Origin of the sequence: Pontibacter fetidus (genome assembly GCF_010119545.1) — a bacterium.
GTDB classification, from domain to species: Bacteria; Bacteroidota; Bacteroidia; order Cytophagales; family Hymenobacteraceae; genus Pontibacter; species Pontibacter fetidus.
Map to the genome: position 1 here is coordinate 40,103 of NZ_JAAEAA010000027.1, position 11,283 is coordinate 51,385.

8 protein-coding genes are annotated in these 11,283 nt (G+C 46.1%); 5 read left to right on the forward strand and 3 right to left on the reverse strand.

The window, feature by feature from the left end:
* Window positions 1–294: 294 nt before the first annotated feature.
* From GWO68_RS16255 to GWO68_RS16265, 3 genes are all read right to left on the reverse strand, one after another.
* Window positions 295–1,689 carry a M48 family metalloprotease gene (locus tag GWO68_RS16255; RefSeq protein WP_235942104.1) on the reverse strand — a complete coding sequence of 465 codons (1,395 nt, stop codon included), beginning with the start codon at window positions 1,687–1,689 and terminating at the stop codon, window positions 295–297.
* 179 nt (window positions 1,690–1,868) lie between these two features.
* Window positions 1,869–2,318 (reverse strand): 6-pyruvoyl trahydropterin synthase family protein, encoded by a 450-nt coding sequence (locus tag GWO68_RS16260; RefSeq protein WP_162347529.1) that lies wholly within the window; start codon window positions 2,316–2,318, stop codon window positions 1,869–1,871.
* 6 nt (window positions 2,319–2,324) lie between these two features.
* Window positions 2,325–4,217, reverse strand: coding sequence for a nitronate monooxygenase family protein (locus GWO68_RS16265; protein WP_235942105.1), 1,893 nt, complete (start codon window positions 4,215–4,217; stop codon window positions 2,325–2,327).
* A 298-nt stretch (window positions 4,218–4,515) separates the two neighbouring features.
* Here GWO68_RS16265 and GWO68_RS16270 point away from each other — a divergent pair, with 298 nt between their 5' ends.
* The 5 genes from GWO68_RS16270 to hemA all read left to right on the forward strand — a co-directional run bounded on the left by GWO68_RS16270 (window position 4,516) and on the right by hemA (window position 10,574).
* Window positions 4,516–6,057, forward strand: a complete 1,542-nt coding sequence (locus tag GWO68_RS16270; RefSeq protein WP_162347530.1) for a PAS domain-containing sensor histidine kinase — start codon at window positions 4,516–4,518, stop codon at window positions 6,055–6,057.
* Between the two features lie 11 nt (window positions 6,058–6,068).
* Window positions 6,069–6,518, forward strand: coding sequence for a response regulator (locus GWO68_RS16275; protein WP_162347531.1), 450 nt, complete (start codon window positions 6,069–6,071; stop codon window positions 6,516–6,518).
* A gap of 161 nt (window positions 6,519–6,679) precedes the next feature.
* Window positions 6,680–7,912 carry a hybrid sensor histidine kinase/response regulator gene (locus GWO68_RS16280; RefSeq protein WP_162347532.1) on the forward strand — a complete coding sequence of 411 codons (1,233 nt, stop codon included), beginning with the start codon at window positions 6,680–6,682 and terminating at the stop codon, window positions 7,910–7,912.
* Window positions 7,913–7,914: 2 nt separating this feature from the next.
* A complete protein-coding gene (locus tag GWO68_RS16285; protein ID WP_162347533.1) occupies window positions 7,915–8,976 on the forward strand; it encodes a response regulator in 1,062 nt (353 codons plus the stop codon).
* Between the two features lie 335 nt (window positions 8,977–9,311).
* Complete coding sequence (gene hemA, locus GWO68_RS16290; RefSeq protein WP_162347534.1) at window positions 9,312–10,574, forward strand: glutamyl-tRNA reductase; 1,263 nt, start codon at window positions 9,312–9,314, stop codon at window positions 10,572–10,574.
* Window positions 10,575–11,283 lie beyond the last annotated feature (709 nt).

Genomic DNA, 11,283 nt, shown 5'->3' on the forward strand with positions numbered 1-11,283 from the left:
AGGCAGAAGCTCCCTCTCCTGTTTTTAGGAGAGGGTTGGGGTGAGGTAAAACAGTAACTATAAAACTATAAACCCAACTATAGCAGAGGCAGAAATTCCCCTCTTGAGAGGGGTTAGGGGTGTGTTAATCCTTCTCCTGTTTTAAGGAAAGGCTGGGCAGGATCAAAATTCTCCTCTTGGCAGGTGAAGTAAGAGTTATACGTGCGTGATCTCTAACTCGAAATACTATAAAAGTATCGGCCCAACTATAATGCTATAGTTGGGCCGATACTTTTATAGGTAATAAACTGGCTGTTATTCAGCTACCACTTTTATCAGCATTCCTTTATCAACACGGTCGTTAAGTTGCATACCGTTTAGCACTGCCAGTTCTTCCAGGCGGTTACTCGGCATCCCAAACGACTGCAGCGCCTGCGAAAGGGTAGTAGCATTAGCTACAGTTTTAATACGCACACGCTCAGGTTTTTTGTTGATCTTCGACTGATCTGTCAGCGCCTTAAAGTTGGTCATGGTGCCAGAGAAGGTGTTGAAGTAGTTGTTAAAGTCGTTAGCAGTGGTAATGCCCATCACACTATAAATGTTGTTGCCGTACTGTATAAAGTAGGTCAGCGTACGGATAGTACCTTGTTCCTGCTGCTGATCAGCAACCATAGCCAGGGCATTATTGCCGTTTACCGTTACGTTTTTCGATTCTACAGCTGTTAACTTGTAGCCTTCCAGTGTTTTGCGTGCCGCATCTTCCAGCGAAGTGCCTGGTGCCAGCGTCAGGTTCATGATCGCTTTACCGTTAGGTTCAGCCATCTGGAATGCCTGCGGCGAGTTTAGATATTTCCAGCCTTGTGGTATCGGGAACTGAAATTTAAGCTCCGGATGATAGAATATCTGGTTCTCTACAAAGCCCTGTTTCGGGTCTTCGCCATACACAATACCGTCTATCATGCGCAGGTAAGAGTTACGGCCTACTTCCAGGTTGGTGGCGTTTGTTTTTTTCTGCCACTGTTCTGCCAGCTGGTGTACGGTAGTGTAACGGTTGCCCGGGTCAGGGTGGGTAGACAGGAATTCAGGGATCGATTGGCCACTTTCTTCCTGTTTGCGTTGCAGTGTTAAAAAGAAATCTGCCATCTGATTGGCATCGTAGCCTATTTTAGTAGAGTACTCAACCCCTAACTGATCAGATTCGCGTTCATCATCGCGGCCAAATTTCAGGAAAAGCAAACCCAGGCCCTGCGAGGCCAGATCTCCGAATTGTGCCAGTTCCGGGGCAATCACCATACCGGCAATTAACCCTACCTGCGCCAGTATCGACTTGCTTTGTTGTTGCGCAGAGTGGCGTGCGGCAATGTGCCCGATCTCGTGGCCAAGTACACCGGCAAACTGTGCTTCGTTGTTAAAGTGCGCCATTATACCACGCGTAAAATACACATAACCCCCTGGTACGGCAAAAGCGTTTATCACCGGCGAGTCCAGTACCTTAAAGTCGTATTTTATGTTGCTACGGTGCGAAATAGCAGCCATTTTCTGGCCTTTTTCATCTATAAAGCGCTGTATGGCCGGGTTGTCGTACATCCCAAACTGGGCTACAATCTGCGGGTCGGCCTGCTGGCCCATGGCCAGTTCCTGCCCCTCCGACATCAGGATCACGTCTTTTTTACCTGTTACCGGGTTGGTAGAGCAGGAGTTAAAGAGCATAAGTACACTGGTTAATATAACCGTTATCGATATTCTTTTCATTGCATTTCGTTTTTAGCTTAAAGGTTTGGTATCAGATGGTTAAAATCTTTGAAAACCTATATTCTACTTGCAACGATTATGAAATTGATTAGTTACAGATTGTACTGTTTTGTAATGGCTCCGCGTGATTTTAGAAGTTAGTTATTGTCTGCAGCGAACCATTCGGCAAATGAGTTCTCGGTTTCCCAGAGCCGTAAACTATGCAATTTTATAGTTTGGGGTAAGTGTTGGGTCAGCTTATTTTTGAAATCGATGAGCATGTGCTCGCAGGTAGGCTGGTACGGGGTAAGCACCAGTTTATGGTTTAGCTGCTGCAATACGTTTATCAGTGCCGGATCAGTGTCCTCGCGCAGTATAAGGGCGTGGTCTAGTGGCGAAACGATATGCTCCTGCACCAGCTTTTTCAGGTCACCGAAATCGATCACCATGCCATATTTCGGGTCGGTTGTATCAGCGATGGGTTTGCCAACTATAGTTACCTGCAGTTTGTAAGAGTGCCCGTGTATGTTTTTACACGGGCCATTATAGTTCAGCAGGGCATGTGCCGTTTCAAACGTGAAATGGCGGGTAAGTCTGATGTACTCCATTGCGTTTTAAACTATAGCTGCCGCTCGTACCAGGCGCGCATCCATCAATACATCTTCCGCTTCCAGTAATTCATCCAGCATCAGTACCTGGCGCTCCAGCTGGTTCCGGAAAAGCTCAGGCAACAGTTGTTTGTAGTAAGTAATACCATCCTGCATGTTCTGCCAGAAGCTGTTCAGGTATTTTTCCTGCTTGTCGGTCAGGTTTTCCAGCTGTTCGGCTTTCTTGTTCTTCCAGTAGTCTACATACATTTTCAGCTCGTTCATGAACATGTGCGGTCGGTAGGTCTGGTTCAGCGCGTTAAAGCGGCCATAAATGTGGTCTACCATTTCGTGCAGCTTAAACACCCCCGAAAAATAAGCCAGGTTAGGGCCCGGGCAGATCGTTACTGCTTTGGTAGCTGCTTTTTTACCGATGTTAAAGATCTGCAGTGCCGAGTTTGCCAGGCCTTCGCATAAACATTCTTTAGCCAGTACGCTGGTTTTCTCGGCCTCGTATAGTTCAGGCGTAAGCACCTGTGTATTTAGTTGCTCGTCCAGTTGTTCCAGTTTGCGGCGTTGGTATTTGCGCGATGCCGTACAGATCGCTTCGTCAGTAAACTCGGTGTTCGATACTAAATGTTTTTTAATACATGGGCTGCCAGGCTTGCCTTTATCGATGCGCATTTGCTTCAGCTCTTCGCTGGATGTGCCGCGCAAAGCATTAAAAGGTACACCCAACGGCGAAATCGGGCTCAGGTACAGGTCTTCGGCTTTGGCATCGGATAGTTGTTGCAGGGTGGGCTCGTCTACAGTAGTGGCTTCGGGTACTAACAAAAAAGGAGTTCCCCAACCGGTGGCGTCTATGCCGTAATATTCCTGCAGAAAATCATGCTCTGCTGCCGTGCCAATACCGCCCTGCATGGTTATGCGCTGCGCCGGAATTTCGCCGGGCACATGTATGCCTTTGCTGGCAAGTGCCGAACTGAACAAACTATAAAGCTCAGCCTGCAGTGCCTGGCGGTTTTGTTTAAATTCTTCCAGTATCGGGCCGATCAGGTAACCATCGGTTGCAAACGCGTGGCCACCGCAATTTAAACCAGATTCTATCCTGAATTCCGATACCCAGATGCCTTTTTTAGCCAGTATTTTGCCCTGCACCATCGCCGAGCGGTAATCACTTACTTTAATGATAACTGTCTTCTCAAACCGGCCTTTAGTATCCGGTAAAAAACAAGGAAACTGCTCCAGGTAAGCAAACAAACGCATGTTCATCCCTGCCGAAAAAACCACCGACGAGTTAACTGTACTGTTGGCAAAACCACGCAAAGCGGCCAGCGCATCCGAGTATTCCTGCGGCAAGGCCTCACCAGACTTGCTATAGTTTGTCTTGTCCAGTTTTGTCATAATGTTTACGTCAATTTTACCGGCTACCAGGGCGCTGCGCAATTCATCCTGCAACAGTTGTTTCTGGGCAGAGTCTGTTGTTGCCAGCATTTCGTTGTAGCGCACGCGTAACGGTGCATTGTCAGGCAACATGGTAAAATACCTGGTGATCTCGGCATCAGGGGTAAATTCCTGCATCCGCAACGTTTCAAGTTGCTCTTTTACGATCTCATCTACCAGGTTCAGGAACGCGGTGGTGCGTTTGGCGCGGTAGTCTTCTTCTTTGTCGGTAATTGGTTCGTAAGGGCGATTATATACCTTTGCATAATGTGAACGGGTGTGCTCCAGTAGGGCATCGTCGCTGAGCGAGGCTACCGATGAAATACCGAAACGCGCTACTTTTATAGGCGAGTCGATGGAAAAGGCAAGGCCCATAACAGGCAAATGAAAGTTGTGCGGTGTTGTTAGTTGCATTGTAAAAAGGTTATAGGTAAACCATAGCCATGGTATCGTTATCTGTTGCAGATCAAGCTGCATCTATGCCGTATAGTTTATGGCGGATATAGCTTAAGCGTACCGCAAGGTAGGCACTTACCCACTGCTTATTAATGAGCAGCATCAGCCCAAAAAATGACAAGAATCATTGTGGGTATAGGATAGGTTTAATATAGGTTTTTGAAGGTTGCGGCTATAGTTGGCCGCTATATGCTATAGTTTAAATGCTGTTGATACTTAGGCTGATAGCCAGTTGCGCGCAATATGTCGTATTTTAGGCAGCACATACAGGTTTTGCCATTACAGCCAGAACCCTTATATTTAGTAAAATACTTTTGAATTGGAAGAGAACCAGGACAATACATACAGCATCGGTAGCCAGGCACGTTTAAAGGCTATTATCGACACAGCTATTGACGGCATCATTACCATCGATAACAGAGGAAGGGTAGAAACCATGAATCCCGCCGCTGCTAATATTTTTGGCTATGAGCCGGAAGAAGTGATCGGTAACAACATTAAGATGCTGATGCCGGAGCCGGACCATAGTCTGCACGATGTATACATCGATAATTACCACCGCACCGGCGTAGGCCAGATCATTGGTATCGGGCGCGAGGTGCTGGGCAAAAAGAAGAACGGTACTATTTTCCCGTTTCTGTTAAGTATAAGCGAAGTAAAGCTGCAGGACAAGCAGATATTTACCGGCATTGTACACGACATTACCGAGCTGAAAAAAACCGAAGCTGCCCTGCGCGAAAGCGAAAACAAATTCAACTCCATCATCAAAACAGCTGTAGACGGTATCATCACCATCGATACCCATGGCCTGATGGAAATGGTGAACCCGGCAGCCCAGAAACTTTTCGGGTATGCAGAAAGCGAATTGCTTGGCCGCAACATTAGCATGCTGATGCCGGAACCGGACAGCAGCCAGCACGATGGGTACATGGAGCGCTACCACAAGACCGGTATTCCGCACATTATTGGTATTGGCCGCGAAGTGTCGGGGCTGCGAAAGGATGGCTCTGTTTTTCCGTTTTTCCTAAGTATAAGCGAAGTACAGCTGGCCGACCGCAAAGTATACACCGGTTTTGTGCACGATATTACCCAGCAGAAAGTAAGCGAAGAGCGCCTGCGCCGCTATGCCGCCGAATTGGAACGAAGCAACCGCGAACTACAGGATTTTGCCTACGTATCGTCGCACGATTTGCAGGAACCGTTGCGTAAAATACAGGCCTTTGGCGACCGCCTGAAAACCAAAGAATACGACAAGCTAAGCGACCAGGGCAAAGATTATATTGACAGGATGCTGAATGCGGCTTCACGTATGCAAAACCTGATAAACGACTTACTCGATTTCTCGAGGGTTACGTCAAAATCCAAAGCTTTTGTAAAAGTAAAACTGGATACGATACTGACCGAAGTGCTGTCAGATCTGGAGGTAAGTATAGAACAGGCCGGCGCTGTAATTGAGCGCTCGCCGCTGCCAACTATAGAGGCTGAACCAACCCAGATACGCCAGCTTTTCCAGAACCTGATCAGTAATGCCATTAAGTTCCGGAAAGACGGTGTTACCCCTGTGGTTAAAATTTCATCCAGAAGTGTGCAGCTGCACGCCCACCTTACCTCAACGCCCGGCGACGAAATGGTGGAAATTTGCATAGAAGACAATGGCATTGGCTTCGACGAAAAGTACCTGGACCGCATCTTTAACATTTTCCAAAGGCTGGAAGGGCAGAAGTACGAAGGCTCGGGCATAGGGCTGGCTGTTTGCCGCAAAATAGCGGTGCGCCATGGCGGCGACATTACTGCCCATAGCAAGCCCGGCGAAGGCACCCAATTTATTATTACCTTAGCAAAAAAACACCTCCAGGAATAAACTATAAGCACATGAGTCATAAGAAAAGATCGATCATTATACTTATTGCCGACGATGATGCCGAAGACCGGATGCTGGTAAAAGAAGCACTGGAAGAAAGCCGCCTAAACAATAACATACAGTTTGTAGAGAACGGAGAAGAACTGCTGGATTACCTGCACAATAAAGGCATGTTTGCCGACACCGAGAAGTACCCGACGCCGGGCCTTATTTTACTGGACCTGAACATGCCAAAAAAAGACGGCCGCGAAGCCCTGAAAGAAATTAAAACCGATGAAGCCCTTCGCATGATTCCGGTGGTGGTGCTTACCACTTCCAAAGCCGAAGAAGATATTTTAAGAACCTATGACCTGGGCGTTAGTTCCTTCATCACAAAACCAGTAACCTTCAGCTCGCTGGTAGATGTCATGAAAACCCTGAGCAAATACTGGTTCGAAATAGTAGAACTGCCGAAATCATAGTTAGAAAGTTAGAAAGTTAGAAAGTTTAGAAGTTAAAGGCTTACAAAATCGGAAGTTATAGTTTGTAATCTTGTGATCTATAGTTGGTTTTGAGAAAGCCTACTTTAACTATAAACCACTTTCTAACTTTTTAACTTTCTAACCTCCAAACTCAAAAATCTATGCCTGATACCAAGACACGTGTGCTGCTTATTGATGATGATGAAGATGACTTTATCATTACCAGGGATACGATAGAAGATATTCCGGGGCGCAACTATGTGCTCGAATGGTCGGCGTCTTTCGGGGAGGCATTGGAGTTGATAAAGGAAGGAAAGCACGATGTGTACCTGGTTGACTACAGGCTTGGGGCGCATGATGGCCTGGAGCTTATATCGCAGGCTGTAGAAGGTGGCAGCGAGGCGCCGTTTATCCTTTTAACCGGACAAAGCGATCGCGAAACCGACGAAAAAGCAATGCACGTTGGCGCATCAGATTACCTGGTAAAAGGTACTTTCGACCCGTTTAGTTTAGAGCGATCGATCCGCTATAGTATAGAGCATGCCAAAAGCTTAGCTGAAATTCAGAAATTAAATACCGAGCTGGAGCAGCGCGTTGAAGCCCGTACCTGCGAGCTGGGCGAAGCAGTCCGGAAACTGGAAGACACCAACCGCAGCCTCTACGAAGCACAGGTAGAGATCCGAAAAGCGCTGCAGAAAGAGAAAGAACTACACGAGCTAAAATCCCGGTTTGTAACGATCGCTTCGCATGAGTTTCGAACCCCACTGAGCACGGTACTTTCGTCGGCCTCTTTAATTGGTAAGTACAAAACTACCGAAGATGATGAGAAACGCCAGAAACATGTGGAGCGCATCAAATCGGCAGTAAGTAACCTGACAACTATACTGAACGATTTCCTGTCTATAAGCCGCATAGAAGAAGGCAAAATTTACAACGTGCCTACCACTTTTGATCTGAAAGAATTTACAGCTGAAATTGTAGATGAAATGCAGGGCCTTGTAAAGATTGGGCAAAAGATACATTACCACCACAACAGCCCCGAAACTATAGTTACCCTGGATAAGCAGCTGCTCAAAAACATTATCCTGAACCTGCTATCCAACGCCAGCAAATATTCAAGTGAGGGCAAGGCTATTTTTATAGATACTGAAGTTGCTAAAAGTGTAATATATTTAACTGTTAAAGATGCTGGTATTGGTATACCTGAAACAGATAAAGCCCATTTGTTTACGCCTTTTTTCAGGGCACAAAACGTAACTAACATACAGGGCACCGGCCTCGGGCTTAATATTGTAAACCGCTACGTAGACATTATGGGCGGCACTTTAACCTACGAAAGCGAGCTGAACGAAGGCACTACTTTCCGCATCATATTCCCTAACACAACCGCATAAGCATGAAAAAAATATTGCTGATAGAAGACAATCAGGAAATCAGAGAAAACACTGCTGAAATACTTACCCTGGCTAACTATACTGTTTTAGAAGCCGAGAACGGAAAAGTAGGCGTGGAGCTTGCCAAAAACGAACACCCGGACCTGATCATCTGCGACATTATGATGCCCCAGCTCGATGGCTACGGTGTACTGCACATGCTCAGCAAGAACCCGGTAACATCCAGCATTCCGTTCATTTTCCTGACTGCCAAATCAGAGAAAGAAGACTTTAGAAAGGGTATGAACCTGGGTGCCGACGACTATTTAACCAAGCCGTTTGATGACCTGGAACTGTTGGATGCCGTGGAAATGCGTCTGAAGAAAAATGAAATTCTGAAGGCTGAATTTACGAAGAGTGTTGAAGGAATAGATAACTTTATAGAAGAAGCGCGCGGCTTTGAAGACCTGAACAAACTGCTTTCGGATAAACGCAAAGTAACAGTGTTTAAAAAGAAACAGCACCTGTTTATGGAAGGCTACCGCCCTACAGCACTATACTTCCTGAACAAAGGTAAGATCAAAACATTTAAGGCAAACGAAGAAGGCCGCGAGTATATAACCAACCTCTACAAAGACGGCGACTTTATAGGGTACCTGGACCTGTTGGAAGAAACGCCTTACCGCGAATCGGCTGTGTCGCTGGAAGATTCGGAAGTGTACATCATCCCGAAAGAAGACTTTTTCTCGCTGCTGAACCACAACCGCGACATCGCCAACAAATTCATAAAAATACTATCCGATAACCTAGCTGACCGCGAAGAACGCTTGCTTAAACTGGCGTACAACTCGGTGCGCAAACGTGTAGCCGAAGCCCTGCTTTTAGTAGAGAAACAATACCAGCAACAAGCCGGAAACACATCGCAAATAAGTATAACCCGCGAAGACCTGGCAAGTATAGTTGGCGCTTCCAAAGAAACCGTAATCCGTACCTTAGCCGACTTTAAAGACGAAAAACTGATCGACAGCCAAGGCAGCCGCATTTTTATACTTAACTCTGAAAAGCTGGCTAAAATGCGGAATTAAGCTATAGTTGAAAACTATAAGCAATGCCCTTGCTGCGTGTTTTCACCAGCAAGTATAAACTACAGTAGCACTAATTGTTGGTGAAAACACCAAAAGTGGTTGGATGGCCGAATAAATTTATCCCACTAACTGTCATTCTGTTAAGAAACTTGGTTGAAGGTAGGTTAAGCCTGTACTAAAAGCCAACAAGCTATAAACTATGGCCCGGACATCTGAAATGAAGTTCGGGCTATAGTCTTTTATAAAGTTGACATCAATCTTTTCGATAAGTGACTATCGTCATGTTTCTGTTGGGTAGCATTTCGCAACTTTGCAATGTAATCTGACAGAAGAAGATGCAAAACAACTTTAAAGCCCTCACCTTATCCTACAAACATGCACCTATAAACGTGCGCGAAGCAGTTGCGCTGAACGAGATCGGTTGCCGTAACCTGCTGGATAAGATAAAGGAGTTTACTGATGCCCAGGATGTACTCGTACTTTCGACCTGCAACCGCACCGAAGTATACTATAGCGCAGAAAAAGCACTGGACCAGGTGATCATTAAGCTGATCGCGATGGAACGCGGCTTTATATCAACTAAAAATATTACTCCATATTTTAAGCACATTACAGAACCAGCATTAGCTGTTCAGCACCTTTTCTATGTTGGCCTTGGCCTGGAGTCGCAGGTGGTGGGTGATATGCAGATACTGAACCAGGTAAAGAAAGCTTACCAGTGGTCTGCAGATGCGAACATGGCTGGCCCGTTCCTGCACCGCTTGCTGCACACCATTTTCGCTACCAATAAACAGGTTTTCAATGAAACTGCCTTTTTCGATGGTGCTGCGTCGGTATCCTATGCTACTGTAGAGTTAGTAGAAGAACTTATTGCTAACCTAGTTGATCCACGCGTGCTAATGATTGGGGTAGGAGAGATTGGTGCAAACGTTTGTGATAACTTTCAGAAGTCAACTATAAATAATGTGGTGATCGTTAACCGTACACATCACAAAGCACAGGCTTTGGCTGAGAAGACCAACGCTACCGCTGTGTATTGGGAAAACGTGTGGGAGGAAATTACCAAGGCAGATGTAGTAATCTCATCTGTGCCCGGTGACTGCTTTTTCATAAGCAAAGAAGTGATAGAAAAGCAGGGTGTAAAAGCTCCAAAATTCTTCCTGGACCTATCCATGCCACGCAGCATCGACAGCACATTAGAAGAGATAGCAGGTGTAGAAGTTTACAATGTAGATACTATCAAAAACCGCGCTTCTGAAGCCTTGGAAATGCGCCTTGCAGCCATCCCACAAGTGCAGCAGATCATAGCAGAAGCTATCACCGAGTTCAGCACCTGGACCCGTGAAATGGCAATGTCGCCGGCCCTGCAGCAGTTCAAAAGCAAGCTGGAAGAGATCCGTCAGCAGGAACTAAACCGCTACCTGAAAAACCTTGGCGAGGCAGAAAGAGAAGTTGTAGAGAAGTTAACACAGAACATCCTGAATAAAATTGTGAAATTGCCTGCCCTGGAGTTAAAAGCTGCCTGTATGCGCGGTGAGTCGGAAGCATTGGTAGAAGGATTAGCCGCTTTGTTTAGTTTAGAGAAAGAAAAAGTTTAGAAGTTTAGTATAGGTGAATAGATAAAACGGCTCCTGCTTCAGGAGCCGTTTTTGTTTTAGCACAAATGGCATTTCGGGCTTAACTGAGTAACTTAAATGTTCTATTATTTGCTTTTTTGTCATTTCGAACATATTGAGAAATCTGAGTTCTATAATTGGTAAAGACCTCACAGTGTGCGCAGCTCCTGTGAGCGTCTAATGCTATAATTTGTATAGCTGCAACCCGAACCAAGCTATAGTTTCAAACTACCTGTAATCCTGGGAGCTTTAGTTACCTATCGTTTCAAATCAGCTTTGGTGCGCTCACGGCCGCGGGGCCCCGTCTTCGGGCATCGCACTGCTGCCTTCTTGCTATCCTCGTTCCTCGGATTGGCTCACGCCACCGCAATAAGTCAAAGGCGCTCAACCCAAAGACTGCGATCTTTCTACTATTTACTGCCTATCTATAGTTTGAATTGATTAGCTTCGCCCTTTTTATCAGCAATGCATTTCCGTAGGGACAGGTCGCGACCTGTCCGTGCTATGTCGGTAACTATAGAACAATAGTTTGTGAATTGGCAACGGCAGAAAAGTCCCCCTTTGAAGGGGCAGGGCCGTTAAGTTCTATTTTTCGTAAACTAATATGTTTAGGAAAGGGGGAGCAGATGCAAAATAGTGAAGTAAGTTTACTAGCCTGTCTGCGTGAGGTACCTGATTTTCGTCGCCCGCA

Coding starts and splice junctions, on each gene's coding strand:
- GWO68_RS16255 (WP_235942104.1), bottom strand. CDS start 1,689: ATGCTCTTTAACTCCTGCTCTACCAACCCGGTAACAGGTAAAAAAGAC.
- GWO68_RS16260 (WP_162347529.1), bottom strand. CDS start 2,318: ATGGAGTACATCAGACTTACCCGCCATTTCACGTTTGAAACGGCACAT.
- GWO68_RS16265 (WP_235942105.1), bottom strand. CDS start 4,217: ATGCAGCTTGATCTGCAACAGATAACGATACCATGGCTATGGTTTACC.
- GWO68_RS16275 (WP_162347531.1), top strand. CDS start 6,069: ATGAGTCATAAGAAAAGATCGATCATTATACTTATTGCCGACGATGAT.
- GWO68_RS16280 (WP_162347532.1), top strand. CDS start 6,680: ATGCCTGATACCAAGACACGTGTGCTGCTTATTGATGATGATGAAGAT.
- GWO68_RS16285 (WP_162347533.1), top strand. CDS start 7,915: ATGAAAAAAATATTGCTGATAGAAGACAATCAGGAAATCAGAGAAAAC.
- hemA (WP_162347534.1), top strand. CDS start 9,312: ATGCAAAACAACTTTAAAGCCCTCACCTTATCCTACAAACATGCACCT.